General features: G+C 61.7%; 22 protein-coding genes and 1 pseudogene. 11 read left to right on the top strand and 12 right to left on the bottom strand.

The features are described from left to right. Positions 1-173 precede the first annotated feature (173 nt). Positions 174-326 (top strand): annotated as a pseudogene (locus tag AC4FS3_RS03740) (IS5/IS1182 family transposase); the annotation flags it as partial. Between the two features lie 269 nt (positions 327-595). Further along, positions 596-736, top strand: a complete 141-nt coding sequence (locus AC4FS3_RS03735; protein WP_491019449.1) for a hypothetical protein — start codon at positions 596-598, stop codon at positions 734-736. A 631-nt stretch (positions 737-1,367) separates the two neighbouring features. Here the strand turns inward: AC4FS3_RS03735 and AC4FS3_RS03730 are convergent. Both AC4FS3_RS03730 and AC4FS3_RS03725 read right to left on the bottom strand, forming a co-directional pair. Continuing rightward, the gene (locus AC4FS3_RS03730; RefSeq protein ID WP_491019448.1) at positions 1,368-1,778 is read right to left on the bottom strand and encodes a hypothetical protein; all 411 of its coding nucleotides are present in this window, start codon (positions 1,776-1,778) and stop codon (positions 1,368-1,370) included. After that, on the bottom strand, positions 1,741-2,049 hold the full coding sequence (locus AC4FS3_RS03725; protein ID WP_491019537.1) for a ClbS/DfsB family four-helix bundle protein: 309 nt from the start codon (positions 2,047-2,049) through the stop codon (positions 1,741-1,743). The genes AC4FS3_RS03730 and AC4FS3_RS03725 overlap by 38 nt, the downstream gene beginning before the upstream one ends. Positions 2,050-2,148: 99 nt before the next feature. Between AC4FS3_RS03725 and AC4FS3_RS03720 the strand changes: the two genes are divergently transcribed. After that, positions 2,149-2,905 (top strand): IS5 family transposase gene (locus AC4FS3_RS03720; protein WP_491019447.1). Its coding sequence is split into 2 segments (ribosomal slippage): positions 2,149-2,480 and positions 2,479-2,905, totalling 759 coding nucleotides; the frame shifts between segments, so codons are not numbered across the junction. Between the two features lie 19 nt (positions 2,906-2,924). Here AC4FS3_RS03720 and AC4FS3_RS03715 read toward each other — a convergent pair. From AC4FS3_RS03715 to AC4FS3_RS03680, 8 genes are all read right to left on the bottom strand, one after another. Further along, positions 2,925-3,089, bottom strand: coding sequence for a ClbS/DfsB family four-helix bundle protein (locus AC4FS3_RS03715; RefSeq protein ID WP_491019446.1), 165 nt, complete (start codon positions 3,087-3,089; stop codon positions 2,925-2,927). 987 nt (positions 3,090-4,076) lie between these two features. Further along, positions 4,077-4,463 (bottom strand): Rid family hydrolase, encoded by a 387-nt coding sequence (locus AC4FS3_RS03710; RefSeq protein ID WP_491019445.1) that lies wholly within the window; start codon positions 4,461-4,463, stop codon positions 4,077-4,079. Between the two features lie 78 nt (positions 4,464-4,541). Beyond that, positions 4,542-5,336 carry an ABC transporter permease gene (locus AC4FS3_RS03705; protein WP_491019444.1) on the bottom strand — a complete coding sequence of 265 codons (795 nt, stop codon included), beginning with the start codon at positions 5,334-5,336 and terminating at the stop codon, positions 4,542-4,544. Next, entirely contained in the window at positions 5,333-6,193 is an 861-nt protein-coding gene (locus AC4FS3_RS03700) for an ABC transporter permease (protein WP_491019443.1), read from the bottom strand. Before AC4FS3_RS03700 ends, AC4FS3_RS03705 begins: the two co-directional genes overlap by 4 nt. Before the next feature lie 3 nt (positions 6,194-6,196). Next, positions 6,197-7,282, bottom strand: coding sequence for an ABC transporter ATP-binding protein (locus AC4FS3_RS03695; protein ID WP_491019442.1), 1,086 nt, complete (start codon positions 7,280-7,282; stop codon positions 6,197-6,199). 89 nt (positions 7,283-7,371) lie between these two features. Beyond that, positions 7,372-8,472 carry an ABC transporter substrate-binding protein gene (locus tag AC4FS3_RS03690; protein ID WP_491019441.1) on the bottom strand — a complete coding sequence of 367 codons (1,101 nt, stop codon included), beginning with the start codon at positions 8,470-8,472 and terminating at the stop codon, positions 7,372-7,374. A 12-nt stretch (positions 8,473-8,484) separates the two neighbouring features. Next, positions 8,485-10,179, bottom strand: coding sequence for a thiamine pyrophosphate-binding protein (locus AC4FS3_RS03685; RefSeq protein ID WP_491019440.1), 1,695 nt, complete (start codon positions 10,177-10,179; stop codon positions 8,485-8,487). Positions 10,180-10,184: 5 nt separating this feature from the next. After that, a complete protein-coding gene (locus AC4FS3_RS03680) occupies positions 10,185-11,675 on the bottom strand; it encodes an aldehyde dehydrogenase (protein ID WP_491019439.1) in 1,491 nt (496 codons plus the stop codon). A gap of 272 nt (positions 11,676-11,947) precedes the next feature. Between AC4FS3_RS03680 and hutC (AC4FS3_RS03675) the strand changes: the two genes are divergently transcribed. The 8 genes from hutC (AC4FS3_RS03675) (at position 11,948) to hutC (AC4FS3_RS03640) (ending at position 18,985) form a co-directional block, all read left to right on the top strand. Then, positions 11,948-12,712 (top strand): histidine utilization transcriptional repressor HutC, encoded by a 765-nt coding sequence (gene hutC, locus AC4FS3_RS03675; RefSeq protein ID WP_491019438.1) that lies wholly within the window; start codon positions 11,948-11,950, stop codon positions 12,710-12,712. A 26-nt stretch (positions 12,713-12,738) separates the two neighbouring features. Continuing rightward, complete coding sequence (locus AC4FS3_RS03670; protein ID WP_491019437.1) at positions 12,739-14,070, top strand: UbiD family decarboxylase; 1,332 nt, start codon at positions 12,739-12,741, stop codon at positions 14,068-14,070. A 2-nt stretch (positions 14,071-14,072) separates the two neighbouring features. Then, positions 14,073-14,666 carry a UbiX family flavin prenyltransferase gene (locus tag AC4FS3_RS03665; RefSeq protein ID WP_491019436.1) on the top strand — a complete coding sequence of 198 codons (594 nt, stop codon included), beginning with the start codon at positions 14,073-14,075 and terminating at the stop codon, positions 14,664-14,666. Beyond that, on the top strand, positions 14,663-15,376 hold the full coding sequence (locus tag AC4FS3_RS03660; protein WP_491019435.1) for an aspartate/glutamate racemase family protein: 714 nt from the start codon (positions 14,663-14,665) through the stop codon (positions 15,374-15,376). The genes AC4FS3_RS03665 and AC4FS3_RS03660 overlap by 4 nt, the downstream gene beginning before the upstream one ends. Next, on the top strand, positions 15,373-16,488 hold the full coding sequence (locus AC4FS3_RS03655; RefSeq protein ID WP_491019434.1) for an NAD(P)/FAD-dependent oxidoreductase: 1,116 nt from the start codon (positions 15,373-15,375) through the stop codon (positions 16,486-16,488). Before AC4FS3_RS03660 ends, AC4FS3_RS03655 begins: the two co-directional genes overlap by 4 nt. Further along, a complete protein-coding gene (locus AC4FS3_RS03650; RefSeq protein ID WP_491019433.1) occupies positions 16,469-16,783 on the top strand; it encodes a (2Fe-2S)-binding protein in 315 nt (104 codons plus the stop codon). The genes AC4FS3_RS03655 and AC4FS3_RS03650 overlap by 20 nt, the downstream gene beginning before the upstream one ends. After that, positions 16,780-18,159 carry an FAD/NAD(P)-dependent oxidoreductase gene (locus tag AC4FS3_RS03645; protein WP_491019432.1) on the top strand — a complete coding sequence of 460 codons (1,380 nt, stop codon included), beginning with the start codon at positions 16,780-16,782 and terminating at the stop codon, positions 18,157-18,159. Before AC4FS3_RS03650 ends, AC4FS3_RS03645 begins: the two co-directional genes overlap by 4 nt. Before the next feature lie 88 nt (positions 18,160-18,247). Beyond that, on the top strand, positions 18,248-18,985 hold the full coding sequence (hutC, locus tag AC4FS3_RS03640; RefSeq protein ID WP_491019431.1) for a histidine utilization transcriptional repressor HutC: 738 nt from the start codon (positions 18,248-18,250) through the stop codon (positions 18,983-18,985). Between the two features lie 61 nt (positions 18,986-19,046). Here hutC (AC4FS3_RS03640) and AC4FS3_RS03635 read toward each other — a convergent pair whose 3' ends face one another. After that, on the bottom strand, positions 19,047-19,589 hold the full coding sequence (locus AC4FS3_RS03635) for a HutD/Ves family protein (RefSeq protein WP_491019430.1): 543 nt from the start codon (positions 19,587-19,589) through the stop codon (positions 19,047-19,049). Beyond that, positions 19,586-21,280 carry a urocanate hydratase gene (gene hutU, locus AC4FS3_RS03630; RefSeq protein WP_491019429.1) on the bottom strand — a complete coding sequence of 565 codons (1,695 nt, stop codon included), beginning with the start codon at positions 21,278-21,280 and terminating at the stop codon, positions 19,586-19,588. The genes AC4FS3_RS03635 and hutU overlap by 4 nt, the downstream gene beginning before the upstream one ends. Positions 21,281-21,284 lie beyond the last annotated feature (4 nt).

The raw sequence follows: 21,284 nt of genomic DNA, 5'->3' as shown, positions 1-21,284 counted from the left end.
GACGGCATCTCTGTGCAGGGGGGGGCTGCGATGCTCCACCCAGGAGAGCGGTGATGCGTGTTGTTGCAGAAACCGCCGGCAAGCGGGTTTCCCTCGGCGAATCCAGGGGGTTAATGGTCTGTCGTGACCAGGCCCGACCCCGCCCGCTGCCGAACCCAAAGCCCAGCCCCCTGAATGCTGAGACCGACATCCGGGGCGCGTGGCGTTCGAATGCGACCGATCCCCCGACCACCGACCCCGACGTGCGGCTTTACAGATTGTCGCCGGGCACAGGGGCCATGCTGTGCTTCGTTGGTCATGCGCTGATGGAAAACCGAAGCTGGCTGACCGATCGACCGGGCGGCTGCCGCCGGCGGCCGGAAATCTCGCAAGACTGCCCAAACTGCCTCGTGCCTGAGGGGAACCGGCCAGGCCAGACCATGCCGAGCCGCGCGCAGACCCGGCGGATCAGGGCGCAAATTGCCTCACATGCGAGGCCGCCATTCCAGGCGCAGGACTTGATCAGCAGCCTTCCAGAGCGGGGGCAAACATAAAAACGCGATATCATCACCCGCTGATGCGGGGCGACACCCTGGCAGCGTTCAGGGCATCCGCGATGGCAGCCCGCGAGGTATCGGCGCGGCACATGGGCAAGAAGCACATGGGCAAGAAGCACACGGGCAAGAAGCACACGGGCAAGAAGCACACGGGCAAGAAGATGGATGCGGCCTGCCGGTCAGCCGCGTCAGCGACCTGAGCGGCTTCGGCCTCTGACTTTCCGCATCCATCGCGTCAATGTTGGCCTCGCGCTGCCTGGCCCAGGCTTTCGCAGTCTTTTCGCGGTCGAAAGATCGCAATTCCTGGAACCCGTGGCCCCTGCGCACGATCTGCGTTATGAATACAGACGTGCCGTCCTTTACGGTCCGTCCACCTGTCGTTGACATGTATGACACTTCACCAGCCCGCAGGGCCTGGAGAGATGCAACATTCAGAAATGGTCGAAAATCTGCCAGAATGTGTAAGCTCGTATGACCGCGAAAATGAAGATAACTGACCAAAATCAAGGTGCTTACGGCAGTCAACGGCTTTCCGTGGCCCCTATGATGGATTGGACGTTTTTCTTTTTTAAATCAGTATGTTGCTGTCTCTCGTGTGCAATTCATGTTCATGCTTTGATCGCAGAATTTCGTGGTCTGGCGGGGTGCAGCGTAGTTTTCGACCCTGAGTTAGATTGGAATCTGACTAAAGGATGACGAGTCTTCGTCCGCGACGTGCGTCGATAGGAGCATGAGAGCGGGTGCCCGCTAGGTCGAGTTGATCGGGCCAGGAGATCGCGGGGTAAGACCGTGCGCCATCCAATGGACCGTAAAGACCGAAGCCCATAATTGTTAGAGGCCGGACCAAAAGGTTGCGATGATCGGGTCGTAGCATTTGCAGCGGCAGATCGGTGCCGTAGCGCTGGCCGGGATCGCGCTGATGGTTGATAGCCCGGTTACGGCGCTGACATCGGTCTCGCCCCTCACATGGTTCGCGGGGGCGAACATGGCGCTGATCGGCTCGGTGTTGGCCATCGTATTCTGGTAGATCGGCATCACCGTGCGCGGCCCAGCGGCGACTTCGGTGCTGTTCAATCTGGTGCCTGTCTCGGCGCTGGTCGTCTCCGCGCTGTTCGGGCGGGTGCCCGGCTGGAGCCAGGTCTTGGGCGTGGCGGTGGCGATCTTCAGGGTCTGGCTGGCGGGACGGGCGCGATGCTGAGCCGGGTCAACCCGTCTCGCGCAGCCATTTGCGGATAAGGCCACGCGCGTTGGCATAGGGCGAGTCGCTGTTGAGCTGGATCATCCGCCCCTTCGTCCACTTGCCATACCACGGCTGGCTATAGAATTCGGCGTCGGATCTGGCGGCGATCGTCGCAACCAGATCAGCTTTGGCGTGGTTCAGGCGGTCGAGCCGATCCTGCCAGTCAAGGTCGCTGTAGTCGCGGTAAAACTTTTGCGCCAGTTTTCCGAGCTGATTCCAGACAAATCCGCTCTCGGGGAAGCCGACCGGAAGCTCCTGATCGTCGTGCGTCAGCCATTCCAGAACCAGCTCATTCCAGCCGATCAGGTAGGTTCAGGACCCATTGATATCAGGCCATTGTCGTGATTCAGGCTCTGCAAGGAGACCTGACCGATGAGCAACCTTTACTGGCTTTCTGACGCCCAGATGGAGCGCCTCAAACCTTTCCTTCCGAAGAGCCATGGCAAGCCCCGTGTCGATGATCGTCGCGTTCTGAGCGGCATAATCTTCATCAATCGCAATGGTTTGCGCTGGCGTGATGCACCGAAGGAATACGGTCCGGCGAAGACCCTCTACAACCGGTGGAAGCGCTGGAGCGACAATGGGGTCTTCGCTCGGATCATGGTGGGCCTGGCCACCGAGCGCGCTGAACACAAGACCATCATGATCGACGCGACCTATCTCAAGGCGCACCGCACGGCGTCGAGCCTGCGGGTCAAAAAGGGGGCGTGCGCGCCAGATTGGACGAACCAAAGGCGGCATGAACACCAAACTGCACGCGGTTTCCGATGCCAAAGGACGACCGATCGGGTTCTTCATGTCGGCCGGTCAAGTCAGCGATTACACCGGCGCGGCAGCGCTGCTGGGCAGCCTGCCGAAGGCGGGGTGGCTGCTGGCCGACAGGGGCTATGACGCCGATTGGTTTAGAGATGCCTTGAAAGACAAGGGGATAAAGGTCTGTATTCCCGGTAGGAGGTCCCGCAAGAAGGCCGTCAAATATGACACGCGGCGCTACAAACGGCGCAACCGCATCGAGATCATGTTTGGGCGGCTGAAGGATTGGAGGCGTGTCGCCACCCGATACGACCGGTGCCCGGAAACCTTCTTCTCAGCCATCATGCTCGCCGCAACGGTCTTGTTCTGGCTATGATCAAGAACGAGTCCTGAACCTAGGCAACAAGGTCGGACGGGCTCATCATCGTGCTGCCTGCATGACCCTGGAGTGTGGATTCACGGGTGCGATCCAGGGGCACCTTGCCGAGATCAGTCACCAAGCGGGCGAAGTTCAGCTCGATGGTGGCAAGTAGTTCAGCCTTGGATGTGGGCACCGTCATGGGAGAAAATCCGGAGGTTTGCGGAGCCGGGGAGAGGACCGGACGGGAAATGGACTCTGTCCGTTTCGTGCTTTTGACAAACGGGCGGGGCAAGAGGGTTGTCTGAGACTTGTGGCCGGGAGCCGGAGAGCAAGTCTGCCGAAAACCACCATTTCCGCCGCATAACCCTATATTGTCAGCGCTAAAACTCGGGTGTTCATGTTCTAAGGATCATTTCAGGAAACTGCGCCGAATTAGAACTGGTGGAGCAAAGCCGTCTCCCTGCGGCGGATTTGTCCGTTCGCCACTTCTATAAAACGCTTGCCGCTTGCTTCTGGGGAGCTTCGGATGGGTGCAGAGCAGCGATGAAGCAGGCTGCTTGGGCCGTCCGGAAACCCGCCAGATCCGGCCCATTTTCGAGTTTTCGGGGCACCTAGTGGACCGGATTTCATCGTAGGACTGGGCTGGATTTTCAGTTTCGTGACGGTTTCCGCGCTCTTCGATTGGGCGAGAGAGTATGGTTGTTTTCGGATTTCCGGAGGCTGGTTTCACCTAAAATCAGGGGAGGAAACGTGCGTTCCAGCGCGTGGCATCTGCGGTTCTCGGGCTTCTGTTTCGGTTCTGTGATGATCAATTTTCGGCTTCTTTGGGCTTCGGATTCCCGTTTCGATTGTCGTTGGCTCTTGGCGGGGCGGCCCTTGGATCTGCTTCAGGTTGGTCGTGGTCGTGCAGAATTTCATGATCGCTGTGGCAGTGAAACCCCTTGAGATCCGTTTGTATGTCTGGATTTTTGGTCTGGATTTCAAAAAAGACCCGCACTTGGGGCATGGCGGGTAAACCGGGCCGGATGGCCCGCCAGAAAGGTTGACCGGCATTTAAATGGTGACTCACCGTGGAATGCCCTGCGCGAAGAGGAGAAGGCGTCTACAAAGCGCTGGGCTATTCACGTGATTGGCAGGGTGTCCCGTCTTATGGCGCGGGGGGAAATCCGCGCCACCAATACGAGCATCAGTCCAATGAGGCCCGGAATGCGGTTATCTCGATTTCCACCCTCGCTCCGGAGGCGGGGATCTGACAGATCAGGAAGGTGCTTGTCGGTCTGATCTGTGCAAATATCTCACCCAGAACCGGCGTGACTGCGGCCGCAGCCTGTTGGTCGGTGACATAGACACGGCTCACAACAGTGTCCTGCAGTCCGGAACCGGCTTCCCGGAGCGCAGCGTCAATCGATGCAAAGGCGTGCCGTGCCTGCTCTGCCGGGTCGTCGGGGAAAGTGCCGGTTTCGGGATCGCGCCCGGTGGTGCCGGAGACATAGATCGTCTGCCCTGCGATGACGGCCTTTGCATAGCCCGCAGTGGTTTCGGATGCGATGCCGGTGAAGATGCGGTTTTTCATGATGGTTCCATGCCAAAGCTGCGGGACTGAACCCGGTTCAGGAGTGCGGGTCAGATGGGGTAATGTCGTTTGAAGTGATCAGCTGCGCAGGACACGCCGCAATCCCGCCAGCCTGTCGATCACGACCATCGCGATGATAGAAAGGAGGATCAGCGACCCTGCAAGGGCTGCAGCCACTGCGTCATACTGGAACTTGATATAGGCAAAGAGTTCGACCGGCAGCGGAGTCCAGCCTGGCGGGGCAAGGAAGACCGAGATCGGGAAGTCATTCCAGGATAGAATGAAACACAGTGCCAGGCTGGAAATCAGCCCGGTGCGGATGACCGGCAATGTGATCGAAAACAGAGTGCGGCTGCGGCTGGCGCCGATGTTGCGTGCGGCTTCCTCATAGCTTGGATCCAGGTTCGAAAGGCTCGCACTGAGAATGCGCAGTGCATAGGGCATAACATGGATCGTATGGCCGACCAGTAAGGGTACAAAACCTGCGCCATAACCGATCCGCACGAACCAGATATAAAGCGCCAGGCTGAAGATCGTGGTCGGGATCAGCAGTGGGGACATCAGGATCAGGTTGATGACCGCCTTGCCACGAAAGTCATTGCGCACAAGCGCGATGGCAGCGGGCAGTGCCAGCGCATTGGCCAGTACTGCCGCCACCAGCCCGAGCACAAGGCTGACCCCCATGCCGCGCAGGAAGGTCTTTGAGCTCCATGCCGCGCTGAACCAGTCCAGTGTGAAGCCGTTAGGCGGCAGGATGAACTCGCGCGGATTGACGGCAACGATCAGGGTTACAGCGATCGGCACAATCAGGAAGATCATCATCAGCAGGGTGAAAAGCCGCAGGGCGAATGTGCCCGGGTCAAACCGTGTCATCTTTTTCCCTCCAGCCGGTTGAGGATGAACCTGCCAAACAGCCATGCCATGCCGATCAGGATCAGAGCGTTGACTGCCACCATGATGACCGAAAGGGCAGAGGCGAAGGGCAGATCATTGTTCAGAAGTGCCTCGCGATAGATGATCAGACCGATCATCTGCGTATTGCTGTCGCCGATCATCAAAGGCACCGCAAAGGCCGCGAAGTTCAGCGAGAAGACGATGACCAGCCCGGCGTAAAGCCCCGGCATGGTCAGTGGGAAGACCACTTTCCAGAAAGCGGTCCAACGGCTGGCTCCGACATTGCGGGCGGCCTCGACCAGGAAGGGGCTGATCCTCTCGATGCTGTCTAGGAGTGACAGCACGACATATGGGATGCCGATATAGACCAGAAGGATGATTACTCCCTTGATGTCCCACATATATTTCACGGGGCGGTCATAGATGTTCAGCGAGATCATCAGAGAGTTCAGCAGCCCCCCGCCCCGGAAGATGACGATCCAGCCATAGACCAGCGTGACAAGCCCAATCAGCAGCGGGGCCATCACCAGCGCCATCAGGATATTGCGTTCCAGCCCGCGGGTTTTTGCGATGTAAAGGGCCACAGGATAGGCGCAGACCACCGAAACCACGGTTGCGATCAGGGCGATGCGGATCGTGAACCACAGCGTATTTACCAGATACCAGGGATCACCCAGAAAACGGGTGTAATTGTAGGGCGACATCGCTTCGACGATATAGGCGCCCTCGGCCAGTTCGTTGAAACTGGTGCGCAGCACCCAGAGCATAGGGAGGGCAATGAAGATCAGCAGCGCCACGAGCGCGGGCGCAAGCGGGGGTATGAGTTTACGCAGCATGGTTCAGCCTCGCGGGTCAGCGGGCAGCACCCGCAGATGGTCCGGTCTGAGCGAGACCTGCACCTCGGTGCCGGGGTCAAGCACGCGATCGAAGTTGTGGACTTCCGCACGCAGGGTCTCACCGCTGTCCAGACGCAGCGCGTAGCGCAGGACCGCTCCGAAATATTCCGACATCACAACGCGACCGCCAAGGATATTTGGCCCCGTGGCGCTTCCGGTCGTCAGGCTGATACGCTCGGGCCGGATCAGCGCCCGCACAGCGGTGCCTTCGGCAACCTGCGCACGCGACTGCACGCGCAGGGTTTGCCCTGACGCCAGCCTGACCCCGAGCGTTCCGCCCGAGGCGCCGGTTGCCTGGCCTTCCAGGAAATTGGTGATACCGACGAAATCGGCGACAAAACTGCTGGCGGGATTTTCGTAAAGCTGATGGGGGGCTGCTATCTGCTCGACCTTGCCGCCATTCATGATGACGACGCGGTTTGACATCGACAGCGCCTCTTCCTGGTCATGGGTGACATAGAGCGTTGTCATCTTCATCCGTGCCTGCAACTCTTTAAGTTCGCGGCGCATGGTGACGCGCAGGGCGCGGTCCAGGTTCGAGAGCGGCTCGTCCATCAGAAGAACCTTCGGCTCCAGCGCGAGCGCGCGCGCGAGGGCGACACGCTGCTGCTGGCCTCCCGAAAGCTGACGCGGCAGCCGGTCATGATAGCCTGACAGGCCGGTGATCGAGAGGGATTCATCGATCTTGTTGCGGATGAATTCACGCGATTTACGGCGCAGTTTCAGCCCGAAGGCAACATTCTCGGCGACGGTCATATGTGGCCAGAGCGCATAATTCTGAAAAACGAAGCCCAGATCGCGCTTTTCCGGCGGCAGATGGGTGACATCGCGGCCATGCACCCGGATCGTTCCGCCCGACGTGTCAATGAAGCCGGCGATCATGCGCAGTGTGGTGGTCTTGCCGCATCCGCTCGGGCCCAGAAGTGAAATGAACTCCCCCTGCGCGACGTTGAAAGAGACATTTTCCACGGCCAGCATGGTGCCGTAGTCTTTGTTGACTCCCTGGACTTGGATGGCGTCATCGGTCATGGGCTGGGTTCAATCCTGATTGTGAGGGCCGGAGCAAGGCTTCGGAGGGGGAGGGCGGCCCGCAGCGGGCCGCCCCTGTCTGCTGGTTCTCAACGTCCGGCTTTTTTGCTGAGCTCTTGCTGCCATGCGGCCTTGTTCGCGGTGATCTTTTCCTGATCCGGCAGGTAGAGGCGGCTGAATTCCTCTCCGGTCACCAGCAGTTCCCGATAAAGCGTATCTTCGGGAACCTCGGCATTGTTGACGGTCGGCGCGTAAAGGTTGCGCGTTGCAAAAGCGATTTGAACCTCGGGGCTGAGGACATAGTTCACGAAGTTTGCCGCCATATCCGGGTCGGTTGCATCTTTGTGGATGTTGATGCTGGAGATGAGGGGGAAGGTGCCTTCAGCCGGGCGAATGAAAGAGACATTCGTCACACCTTTCGACAAGAGGTCGCGCATACGTCCGGTGGCAAGCATCCCGATCGCCGCATCGCCGGTTTCAAACAACGAAACCATCTGGCTTTCCACATCGAGCGAGCCGATCAGATTGCCGCTTTTCATCAACTCGGCCATGCGGTCGATGCCGGGTCCGATGTTGTCGATGCTGCCGCCGTTCTGCTCGGCCTCCATGACCATCAGGCTGAGGAAGGGGATGTGGTCGACGCCATAGATCACGACGCTGTTGGCGAAGTCCGGGTTCCACAGATCGTCCCAGCTTGTCGGTGGCTCGCTGACGCGGTCAGTGTTATAGGCAAGCACATAATCGCCGACATTGGCGAAGACCGTGTAATCCGAATAGACGGCATTGTCGTAAAGATTGGCCATATTAGGGATTTTGGCAGGATCCAGAGGGGCCCAAAGGCCTTCTTTCTCACCTGCGATAGAGTTCAGCAGGGTATTCGTGACCACATCGACCTGGCCGAGGCGCGCCTTGATGAGGTGATCGGGGCTGGACCCCACGACCCATTCAATGCGGCATTTGTATTGTTCTTCGAAGGCTGCCGCGAGTGATTCATAGGTGGCCTGATAGCTGCCGCCCCAGGTGGTGACGCGCAGCATGCAGTCCTGGGCGGCGGCCATGCCTGCCCATGATGTCGACAGGACAAGGCCTGCAATAAGATACCTGGCTTTCATGTGGTTCTCCTGTTGGGGAAAAGGGGCGGGGATCCGTCCCGGAGGGTGCTGGCCCGCTCTTGGCGGCGGGCCGAGCAAAGTCTTCAGGCCTCAGCCCTTTGCCCGTGCCGCACGGCGCGCTTTCAGGTCGCTGAGCGAGTAGCGGGTATGGATCGCCTCGGGGTCGATGACCATTTCGATCAGTGCGGGCTTGCCTGCAGCCAGGGCGCGCTCGAAAGCGGGCGCGAATTCGGCGGTGGTCGTGACCCGCTCGCCATGCGCGCCGTAAGCCTCAGCCAGTTTCAGGAAGTCCGGGTTGGTCAGCACAGTGCCATTCGTGCGCCCGTCGAGCCGGTTTTCCTCATGGATGCGGATCGTGCCGTAAAGGCCGTTGTTGAACAGCAGTATGATGACATTCGCCCCGTATTGCACGGCGGTTGCCAGTTCCTCGCTACTCATCTGGAAACAGCCATCGCCGACGAAATCGACCACAATCTGGTCGGGGCGGGCGATTTTCGCGGCAATGGCTGCGGGCAGGGAATAGCCCATGGTGCCACTGATCGGGCCCAGTTGCGTATGCAGCTGGTAATGCGGGAAATAGCGCTGGCTCCAAGTGGCATAAGCGCCGACACCATTGGTGACAATGGCGTCCCCGGGCAGACGATTGCGCAGCCAGCCCATGATGCCGGGCAGGTCGATATCGCCCGGGCAGGGCCGGGGTTGGCGCTCCTCCGTCAGGATATCGCGCAGCTTGGCGCACCACCCGGCATGGACCGGCACCGGATCGGCCTGATATGCGGCCAGCGCCGCAGCGGTTGCTTCATTATCCGCCACCAGCGCCAGATCGACCTGAAAGACCCGGTTCAGATCGCCGTGATCCTTCATGATATGCACGATTTTCTGGTGTGGATGCGGGATCGAGAAGAGCGTGAACCCCTCCATATAGCCTGCGCCGATGGTATTCACATCGCTCAGCGCATCATTGAGCATCAGGACGAAATCGGATTCCTTGATCTGGGCCAGCAGCGCCGGGTTTGAGCCGATGCCGATCTCGCCGACATAGCAGTCCTGGCGGTGGTCGATGATGTCACGGCGGCGGAAGGTGGTGACCACCGGCAGACCCATACGGGTCGCAAAGGCCTGAATGTCATTGCGCGCCGTCTCGCTCCAGTCCGATCCGCCCACCACGATCAACGGCTTCACGGCGGTTTCGAGCATACCGAACAGGGCATCGAGGTCTTCCGCGCGCGGTTCTCCGGCATGCGACGGGCGGGCCGGGCGGGCCGAAGGGGCGACATCCGACATTTCCTCCAGCACATCCTCAGGCACGACCAGCACCACCGGCCCGCGGCGGCCTGACAGGGCCGTGGCCCAGGCGCGCTGCACGAATTCCGGGATCCGCGCCGGGTCATCAATCTGCCCGACCCATTTCGCCATGGGGGCAAACATGGTACGGAAATCATAGGCCATGAAGGCCTCGCGTTCGAGGATCGAGCGTTTCACCTGACCCACGATCAGGATCATGGGCGAGCTGTCCTGAAAGGCGGTGTGAACGCCGTTGACCGCGTTGGTGGCGCCGGGGCTGCGGGTGACGAAGGCCACGCCGGGCTGTCCGGTCAGCTTGCCATGGGCCTCGGCCATCTGTGCCGCCCCGTTTTCATGGCGGCAGCTGATCGCCCTGATAACGGGGTGGCGCGTCGCCAGTGAATCCAGCGCAACAAGAAAGCTTTCGCCGGGAACATGATAGATGACCGATGTGCCGTTCAGCGCCAGTTCATCGGCCAGAATTTCTGCACCTTTTCTCATTTCCGTCACCCGATCACGAAGGGGTTGGCGATTTCCTCGGCGGTCGACAGCCATACGGCCTTGGTCTGAAGGAATTCGCGGATCCCCTCGATGCCGTTTTCGCGGCCGATGCCGCTTTTCTTATAGCCGCCAAAGGGGGTGGTATAGGAAACGTCGCGATACGTATTGACCCAGACGCTGCCTGCTTCGAGGCGCTCGGACATCAGGATTGCGCGGCGCATGTCGCTGGTCCAGACCCCCGCAGCCAGACCGAATTCGCTGTCATTGGCGATTTCGATGGCTTCCTCGACCTCATCGAAGGGGATGGTGGCAAGGACGGGCCCGAAGACCTCTTCCTGCGCGATGCGCATGTCATTGCGCACGCCGGCAAAGATGGTGGGCTCGACGAAGAAGCCGTCGCGGCATTCGGCAAGATCGGGGCGCTTGCCGCCAAGGACCAGCTCGGCGCCTTCCTGGCGCGCGATGTCGATATAGCCGAGGACCTTTTCATATTGCATGACATTGGCGATCGGCCCGATGCGGGTGTTCAGGTTCTTCGGATCGCCGATCGGCGCGGTTTTCGTGAAGGCGGCCAGCTTCTCAAGGAACTGGTCATGGACTTTTCGGTGGACCAGCAGCCGCGATCCGGCGATGCAGGTCTGACCGACCGCGCCGAATATGCCGCCGACCACGCCGCGCACGGCATTGTCAAGATTGGCGTCGTCAAACACGATATTGGGGGATTTCCCGCCCAGTTCCAAGCTGACGCGTTTGATGTCTTTTGCAGCCAGCTGATAGAGATGGGCGCCGGTTTTCGTCGATCCGGTAAAGCCGACATGGCGGGTCAGCGGATGGGTGACAAGCGGTTCACCGACCTCTGGGCCATAGCCGGTAACGACATTGATGACGCCTTTGGGGAAGCCGGCCTTTTCAACCAGTTCCATCAGTTTCAGCGCGGTGGCGGAGGTGGTTTCCGCCGGCTTCATCACCAGGGTGCAACCCGCTGCCAGGGCGGGTGCGGCCTTGAGCGAGAAGAGGAACAGGGGCGCGTTCCAGGGCACGATGCCGACGCAGACACCAAGCGGTTCATGGCGTGAATAGCTGAGTGCGGGCTTGTCGCAAGGATGGACGGCGCCCTCGATCTTGTCGGTCAGGCCGCCATAATAGTGGAACCAGTTTGCGACATAGCGGATCTGATGGCCCATCTCGGCCAGCAGGCGGCCATTGTCGCGCACTTCGATCTCGGCCAGCATGTCGGCGTTTTCTTCGATCAGATCGGCGAATTTGCGAATGATCTTGCCGCGCTGGCTGGCATGCATCTTGCCCCAGGGGCCGGTTTTGAAGGCCCGGTGCGCGGCCTGGACCGCCTGATCGGCATCATCCGCATTGCCGCGCGGGATCAGCGCCCAGGGCTTTGCGGTGAAGGGATCAACCGTTTCCAGGTAGGCGCCTGACGACGGGGGGACCCATTGGCCATCAATATACATGGACAGTTTCGGAAGGTTATCTTGGGTCATGGTCGCTCCGCTTCTGGTGCCGGTTGCCGGGTGGTCAGGAGACTGACTCGGCATACTTTGTATTTTTCATGATCGAAATGATATTATTAAAGCATGTCAAGAATAGAGTTTAGCTTTTATAAAAATAGCCATTTCTGCATAAAAATTGTGCATATCCCCGCTGCGTTTGGGCTGAAAATGGATAAAATCGCCATGTCGGCGCCGCGAATCGACTTTTCTGCTTGCTTTGCTGGATCGTTTTGAGGGATGTTTGGATTGATAATGATATCATTATGGAAATCACGGTGAGCACAGAGCAACCTCTTTACGAGCAGATCAAAGGTGCGATTGACCGCAGAATCGAAACCGAGGAATGGCCGGCCAATTTCCAGGTCCCGTCGGAAGAGGCGCTGGCCAGCGAGTTCGGCACCTCTTCGCTGACGGTCAGGCGGGCGCTGCGCGAATTGCAGGCCGACGGGGTTTTGCTGCGGATCCAGGGTCGCGGCACCTTCGTCATCGGCCCGCGGATGCAATGTGCAGTCTTCAACCTGCCCGATATTGCCGAAGAGGTCTCTTTCTCGGGCGGCGCGCATTCCTGCCGGGTGCTGCATCATGCGATTCTGGGACGCGACAGCCCGGGCCGCAACATGCTGCAGCTCGCGCCTGATGACATCGTTTTCTATTCGCGGATCCTGCATCTTGAGGATGGCACCCCGATCCAGCTGGAGGACCGCTATGTGAATGCGGCCGAAGCTCCGGCCTACCTGGAACAGGATTTCTCGCGCATAACGCCGCATAACTGGCTGTTGCGCGAAACGACAGTCACCACGGTCGACAATACGATCCGCGCGATCCGTGCCGATGAAGAGGTGCGCAAACATCTGCAGATCGACGAGAACCAGCCCTGCCTTTTGCTGGACCGCTCGACCTGGCGCGACGGGGTGCCTGTCACCCGCAGCCGCTTTATCTATCCCGGCGACCGTTACCGTCTGCGCTCGACCCATGAGGCGCGCTCGAACCGGATCGTCCCCCCCCAACCCACGGGCAAAGGCCGCTGAGCCGGCGCTGATAAGGACTGAAGATCATGAGAGACTTTGTTCGCAAACTGGAACAGCGCGGCGATCTTCTGGTCGTCGACCGTGAGATCGACCCGGCGCATGAACTGGCGGCGGTCACGGCACTGGCCCAGAAGAAATGGCAAAAGCCGGTGATGTTCACCAATGTGAAAGGCACCCGCTTTCCGGTCGTTAGCAATGTCTACAGTACGCGCGAAAGACTGGGCGAGGTGATCGGCATTGATGCCGGCGATTTCTGCCGTCAGTGGAGCAGGCTGTCCTCGCTTGGCGCGGCCGATATGAAAGAGCCGCTGGTGGCGGCGGGGCCGGCCGATCTGCCCGAATATGAAGAGGTGAAGCTGTCGGATCTGCCGCTGATCACCTATTCCGACCGGGATGGCGGCGCCTATTTCACCTCGGCCATGTTCATCGCGAAAGACCCCGAGACCGGGGTGGGCAACCTGTCCTATCACCGCTCGATGTATATCAATGACGGCGAGCTGCGCTGCCGGCTGGCACCGCGCCACCATCTGACGATCTATCACGAGAAGGCCGAGAAGATGGGTAAGCCGCTGGAAGCGGCGATGCTGATCGGTCCGCCCGCCCATGCCTTCCTGACCGCTGCCGCCCCTCTGCCCTATGATGTGGATGAGCTGGAGGTCGCGGCCCGCCTGCGCGGCAAGCCGATCGCGATGCGCAAATGCAATCACATCGACCTTGAGGTCCCCGCCGAGACCGAGGTGGTGATCGAAGGCCGTTTCCTTCCAGATGTGCGCAGCCCCGAAGGCCCGTTCGGCGAGTTCATGGGCTATTATGTGCCGGTGGGGCCGAATGCGGTCTTCGAGGTGCTGGGCGTCACCGTGCGCAAGGATGCGATGTTCCACTCGATCCTGTGCGGCTCGCCCGAAGAGGTGTTGACGCTGGAGCTGTCGGTTTCGGCCAATATCTATCAGCGGCTTTCGGCGGCGCTGCCGGGCATTGTCAATGTGACCTGCCAGCCCTTCGTGAACCATGCCATCGTGCAGATTGACCCGCAATTCGAGGGCCATGCCCGTCAGGTCATGCTGGCGACGATTGGGGCCGAACCGATCTGGGCCAAGCAGATCACCGTGGTGGACCGTGATATCAATATTTACGACATGGATGATGTCCAATGGGCGATCCTGACCCGCTGCCGCCCGGATAAGGATATGATGATTATCCCGGAAACCCCCTCTTTCTACCGTGATGAGCAGAAAGACCATTGGGGCCGTCTTCTGGTCGATGCGACCAAACCCTGGGGCCGCGAGGATGAGTTCGAACGCAAACGCCTGCGCCTTGGCGACAGCGTGCGCGCCGAAGACTGGTTCGCGGGGCAATGACCATGGGCGCGCGGCGGCTTGTCATCGGGATTTCGGGGGCATCGGGCGCGGCTTACGGCATCCGCGCGCTTGAACTGGCGCGGGCAGCGGGTGCCGAGACCCATCTTGTCGTCTCGCGCTCGGCGCTGCTGACGCTGCATCAGGAGCTGGGGATACGGGCTGCCGATCTTGAGGGGCGCGCCGATGTCACCCATCCGGTGGCCGATATCGGCGCCAGCATCGCTTCGGGTTCGTTTCACACCATGGGGATGTTGATCGCGCCCTGTTCGGTCAGAACGATGTCTGAAATCGCGACCGGTGTGACCTCCAGCCTGATGAGCCGCGCGGCGGATGTGGTGCTGAAAGAGCGGCGGCGGCTGGTTCTGATGCTGCGTGAGACGCCGCTGCATCTGGGCCATCTGGAAACCATGACCCGCCTGACGCAAATGGGCGCGATCATCATGCCGCCGGTGCCGGCCTTCTATGCGAAGCCCCAAAGCCTTGATGAGGTAGTCTCGCATTCGGTCGCCCGCGCGCTTGATCTGTTCGGGATCGAGACGGGGGCGGTCAGCCGCTGGAATGGTCTGAAAGACGCGCTGTGCGCGGAGCCGTCATGACCGCGCCGCGTCGGACCGTTCAGGGCGTGATGCTGGGGATCATCGTGCTTGATACGGGTTTCATCCGTTTGCCCGGTGATGTGGCCCATGCTGCGACCTGGCCTTTTCCCGTGCAGTTCCGGGTGGTGAAAGGTGTGACCCCGCGAGATGTGATCGAGGGCGATCCACGCCGGTCCCTTGCCGCGTTTCGCGAGGCGATTGACGATCTCGTCGCGATTGGCTGTTCCGCGATCACCACCAGCTGCGGCTTTCTGGCAGCGGTCCAGGAGGATCTGATCCGCCATTCGCCGGTGCCTTTCCTGTCTTCCGCGTTGTTACAGGTTCCGATGATTGCGCGAACTCTGCCGCACGGCCGGGTGCCGGGGCTGATCCTGTCGGATCTGAAGGCGCTTGGCCCGCGACATTTCCACAATATGGGAATGCCGACAGACTTGCCGGTGGCCGCGCTTCCGTTTGATGGCCCGCTCTTGCGCAATATGCGCGAGGCGGCGTCGCCGATTGACCCTGCGGCCCAGGAAGCCGATGTCATGGCAACCGTGGCTGATCTCTTGGGGCGCCATCCCGAAGTGGGGGCGCTGGTCTTTGAATGCGCCAATCTGCCGCCCTATTCGGCGGCGATCAGTCGTCGCTTCGGCCTGCCGGTCTTCGACATCGTGACGCTCGGGCGCTGGATGCAGATGGCGCTGTTGCCACCGGACTGGGTGAAATGAACGCGGCTTGCGATCTGGTGGTCATCGGTGGTGGCCTGATCGGCTCGGCAATCGCCTGGGGGGCCGCGCGGGCAGGAGCCTCGGTCACGCTGCTGGATGAGGGCGATATCGCTTTTCGCGCCTCACGCGGGAATTTCGGCCTTGTCTGGTTGCAGGGCAAGGGCCTTGGCCAGCCGGATTACATGCATTGGTCTATCCGCGCGGGCCGGCTCTGGCCTGAATTTGCGGCGATCCTTGCCGCAGAAACCGGGCTGGATACAGGCTGGCGCGGCGGGGGAGGGCTGCATTTTTGCTGCTCTGAGGCCGAGATGGAGCAGCGGCGCGGCCTGATTGCACGCACCCATGCGGTAGGTGGCGAGATCGCGATTGAGATGCTCGACCGCCAGGCACTGCTGGCACTTGCGCCCGGGATCGGGCCGGATGTGGTCGGGGCTTCGCTGTCCGACCTTGACGGAGAGGTCAGTCCCCTGATGACGCTGCGGGCGCTTCAGGCGGGATTTTCGCGCCATGGCGGGTGCTTGCAGACCAATGTGACGGTTACCTCTGTCACCCCCGATGACCGGACGGGCTTTGTTCTGCGCGACTGTGAGGGCCGCAGGTTTACCGGGCGTCGGGTGGTCGTCGCCGCAGGGCTTGGTGCCAATGATCTGGGCCGTCAGATCGGGATCAACCCTCGCTTGACCCCGGAGAGGGGGCAGATCCTTGTTACCGACCGGATCGCACCCTTCCTGAAACATCCCTCCAGCTCGATCAGGCAAAGCCGCGAGGGCACGGTGCTCCTCGGCAGCACCCATGAGGATACGGGCTTCTCGACCGGCACCGAAGTGGCGGATCTGACGCGGCTTTGCCAGATTGGGGTCAGGCTTTTTCCTGCTCTTCGCGCGGCGCGGCTGATACGGGCCTGGGGCGCGCTGCGGGTGATGTCACCTGACGGCCTGCCGATTTATGAGCAATCCGCCACGATGCCGGGCGCCTTTCTTGTTACCTGCCACAGCGGTGTGACGCTTGCCAGCCTGCACGCGCTGTTGCTCGGGCCTGCTCTGGCCCAGGGGCATCTGGGCGATGCCCCCCCTTCGATGAGGAGTGCAAGGTTTGACCTTCTTCCGGCTTGATCCTGTCGCGACTGATGCTGGCACGGTGCTGATTTTTGAAGGGTGCATATTGCCCTTCGTGCCGGGCCAAAGCGTTGCCGGCGTCCTGTTGGCCGCCGGGATCGGAGCATTTCGCGAAACGCCCGTCAGTGGCACGGCGCGCGGGCCATGGTGCCTGATGGGGGTCTGCTTTGACTGCCTCGTGGCGATTGACGGGCAGGAAAACCAGCGTGCCTGCATGGTCGAGGCGCGACCTGGCATGGTGGTGTGCCGTCAGATCGGTGCGCGCCGGGACGCGGCGGGAGACGACGCATGACCCAGGCCCATGATGTTATCGTGATCGGGTGCGGTCCGGCCGGGATCGGTGGCGCGACCCTGATGGCTGAACAGGGCGCACGGGTTCTGGTGGTCGATGAGGCCCCTGGCCCCGGTGGGCAGATCTGGCGGAGCATCGAAAAGGCAAACATCGCGCGCAAGGCGATACTTGGCCCCGATTACGCCAAAGGCGCGGTTGAGGTGGCGCGCTTGCGAGAAAGCGGTGCTACACTGGCCTTCAACACGGCGGTCTGGCGCGCAGAGCCGGATGGCAGCGTCTGGCTGCGCGATGAAAACGGCCTGCGCTGCGAAAAGGCCCGGCATATACTGATTGCCACCGGCGCGATGGAGCGTCCGGTCGCGCTTCCCGGCTGGACCCTGCCCGGGGTGACGACGATCGGCGGATTGCAAATCCTGCTTAAACGCGACGGGATTTTGCCCGAAGGGACGCTTGCTCTGGCCGGGAGCGGGCCGCTTTTCTATCTCTACGCCGCGCAATGTCTGGCGGCGGGCAAGCGTGACCTGGTTTTGCTGGATACTGCGCGGCGAAGTGCCTGGTCGCGGGCGGTCTTGCATGTTCCGGCGGCGCTGAGCGGGGCGGGGCCTAGCTACCTGCTCAAGGGGGCAGAACTTTTATGGCGCCTGCGTCGCGCCGGAACACGCCGCTACCAAGGCGTGAGCGATCTTTCGATCACAGAAGGTGAGAAAGGGCTGCATCTGCAGTTCCGCTCCAAAGGCCGGGTCCATAAGCTGGATGCGGCGCGGGTCGGGCTGCATGAGGGGGTGATCCCGGAAACCCACCTTCCGCGCAGCCTTGGCTGCGATATGGTCTGGGCAGCGGAGACCGCCGCATTGGAACCCTTTCGTGATGCCGCTTTGTGCAGTTCGCTGGAAAATATTTACATCGCCGGGGATGCGGGAGGGATCGGCGGCGCCATGGTCGCCCTGCAAGAGGGGCGGATCGCGGCGGCTTCGATTCTCCAACGGCTGGCCCGCGGACCTGACCCGCAGATCCTGCGTGCCGCGAAGCAAGAGCGCCGCGCGCATCTGCGCGCCCGCCCGCTGATTGAGAGGCTCTACCACCCCCCGGCTGCGATCCTGACCCCGCCCGATGAGGTTATCGCCTGTCGCTGCGAAGAGGTGCAATGCGGCGCAATCCGCCAGAGCCTTGCTGCCGGGGATGCCGGGCCAAACCAGATCAAGGCTTTTTTGCGCTGCGGTATGGGGCCTTGTCAGGGGCGGATCTGTGGTCCGACTCTGGTCGCGCTGACGCGCGAGGCCGGTTCTGCACCGCCGGACAGGAATGATATCGGCCTTACCATTCGACCGCCGCTGCGACCGGTCACAGTGGGCGAAATCGCGGATCTTGGTGCCTGAAGGCAAATTCCATCGAACAGTCTCCATACCTGATAGACCTTACGGGGCTGGTTTCCTAGATATGAGGGCAGCCATCTGAGGAGGCCATATGTCCAGCGCCCCTGCCATCCCGGGCACCCATCATGACCGCATCCTGACCGAGTTGCGGGACCGGATCACCAGCGGCGACTGGCCGCCCGGCTTTCAGCTGCCCTTTGAGACCCGGCTCGCCGAGGCGCATGGCGTGTCGCGCATGACGATGAACAAGGTGCTTGCGCAGCTGACGCGCGAGGGGTTTCTGGTGCGCCGGCGCAAGCTCGGCACATTTGTCGCGCGGCCGATGGCTCAGGCGGCGGTGATGGAGATCACCGATATCGAGGCCGAGGTGGCGGCGCTCGGGCTTGCCTGGCGCTTTGATCTGCTTGAGCGCAGCCTGCGTGCGCCCCTGCCCGAAGAGGCGCAAAGCCTGGGGATTGAGGCGGGCAAGGGCAGGGTTCTGGCCCTGCGCGGGGTGCATCATGCCGGGGATCTGCCCTTTTGCCTGGAGACACGGATCATCAATCCCGAAGCGGCGCCGCAGGCTGTCGAGGTGGATTTCCGCCATATCGCGCCCGGGGGCTGGCTCTTGCGCGAGATCCCCTGGACCTCGGCCCGGCACCGGATCAGGGCGGTGCCCGCCTCGAAACAGGTGGCGCAGGAGCTGGGTCTTGCCAGGGACTGCAGCTGCCTTGAGATCACCAGGCAGACCGAGGCGGTCGGGCAATGGGTGACGCTGGTCTGCCAGACCTATCCCGGTGACCGTCACCAGCTTGTGGCGCAATTCGGTCCGCGCGATACGCTTGGCTGAACGGGGTTTCCTGTCCTCAGATTGCGGGGCCTCAGATTGCGGCGCCCGGATTGCGAGGTGGTCAGCCGGGCGTCAGGGTGACAAGAAGCGCTTCTGCGCCGGTCAGCGCCTGACACAGCGCGGGCGTCACCGCCCCGAGATCAACCAGATCGAGCCGTGACACTCCTGCCCTGTCTTCAAGCAGCAATGCGAGCAGGCGCTGCCCGGCCTCAGGCGCGCGCCGGGGCACAAGCGGCCCGCGCGTCAAGCTGGCCCTGAGCGGGCGGCGCAGCATCAGATTGAAATCCAGTAGCTGCGGGCCCTGAAGCCTTGCCATGACCGGCAGGTCGCCGGGAAAGGCCAGTGGCGGACTGCTCGCATCCAGCAGATGCCGGGTGCCGGCGACGTCCAGCTCCATCGCGCCGCCTTCCAGCACGGTCAGCACGCGATCAATGCCCGGAAAGGTCGAGAAGGGGCCGTCTGCCGCGACGATGGCGGTGGAGAGGCGCCAGTCGAAGCTGTCAAATCCGGCGCCCGCGGGGAAGACGGCAATTTCTGCCGTCTTGCCGCCGCCATTTTTCCAGGGCCGCCAGATCCGGCCCTGTGCCGGGTAAATCCCGTTCATTTCAGGATGCCGGGCAGCCGCAGCTTGTGGAGCCGCGCGCAATCCTTCGCCAGCTCATAACCGGCATCGGCATGGCGCATCACGCCCGAGGCCGGGTCATTCCACAAGACCCGCTCCAGCCGTTTCGCGGCCTCGGGCGTGCCATCGGCGACGATCACCACGCCGGCATGCTGGCTGAACCCCATGCCGACGCCGCCGCCGTGATGGATCGACACCCAGGTCGCCCCCGAGGCGGTATTCGTGAGCGCGTTCAGGAGCGGCCAGTCCGACACCGCGTCCGATCCGTCCATCATGCCCTCGGTCTCACGATTGGGGCTGGCAACTGATCCGGAATCGAGATGGTCGCGCCCGATCACCACCGGGGCCTTCAGCTCTCCGCTTGCCACCATCTCGTTGAACATCAGCCCGGCCCGGTGGCGATCCCCCAGACCGATCCAGCAGATCCGCGCCGGCAGGCCCTGAAAGGCGATGCGCTCTGCCGCCATGTCGAGCCAGCGATGCAGGCCCTTGTTCTCGGGGAAGAGCTTTTTCATCGCGGCATCGGTTTTCGCGATGTCCTCCGGGTCTCCGGACAGCGCCGCCCAGCGGAAGGGGCCAATGCCCTGGCAGAAGAGCGGGCGAATGCAGGCCGGCACGAAACCGGGGAAGGCAAAGGCGCGCTCAAAGCCCTCTTCCTTTGCCATCTGCCTGATATTGTTTCCATAATCCACGGTCGGAACGCCGGCATCATGGAAGCCGACCATCGCCTCGACATGGGTCCGCATCGAGATGCGGGCGGCGCGGTCGACCGATGCCGGGTCGCTTTCCTGGCGCGCGCGCCATTCGCCGACCGTCCAGCCGGCGGGGCAGTAGCCATGCACCGGATCATGCGCCGAGGTCTGGTCGGTCACGATATCGGGGCCGCCATTCGGCAAAGCCTCGCCTGCCAGCTGACGGCGCAGGATCTCGGGGAAGATCTCGGCTGCATTGCCCAGAAGGCCCACGGATTTCGCTTCCCCCTTTGCGGTCCAGTCAGCGATCAGCGCCAGCGCCTCATCAAGCGTTTTCGCCTTCGCATCGAGGTATTTCGTGCGGATACGGAAATCGATCCGGGTCTCATCGACCTCAACCGCCAGGCAGGACGCCCCCGCGAAAACCGCCGCCAGCGGCTGCGCGCCGCCCATGCCACCAAGGCCGCCGGTCAGCACCCATTTGCCGGTCAGATCGCCATTGTAATGCTGGCGGCCCATCTCGGCGAAGGTCTCATAAGTGCCCTGAACGATGCCCTGGGCGCCGATATAGATCCAGGAGCCAGCGGTCATCTGGCCATACATCATCAAGCCCTTTTTATCGAGCTCGTTGAAATGCTCCCATGTCGCCCAGCGGGGCACGAGGTTGGAATTCGCGATCAGCACGCGCGGCGCATCCGCATGGGTTTTCACGATGGAGACCGGCTTGCCGGATTGCACCAGCAGCGTCTCATCCGCTTCCAGATCCCGCAAGGCATCGACGATCAGATCGAAATCCTCCCAGGAGCGGGCGGCGCGGCCGATGCCGCCATAAACCACCAGCTCATGCGGGTTTTCGGCGACATCGGGATGCAGGTTGTTCATCAGCATCCGCATCGCGGCCTCGGCGGCCCATGTCTTGCAGGTGATTTCCGGCCCGGCCGGCGGATAGATGTCGCGGTTGTTGTGGCGGGTCATGGTCATCGGG

This window comes from Pseudogemmobacter sp. TB195 (assembly GCF_058313095.1).
This window is presented reverse-complemented; position numbering and strand designations above follow the sequence as displayed.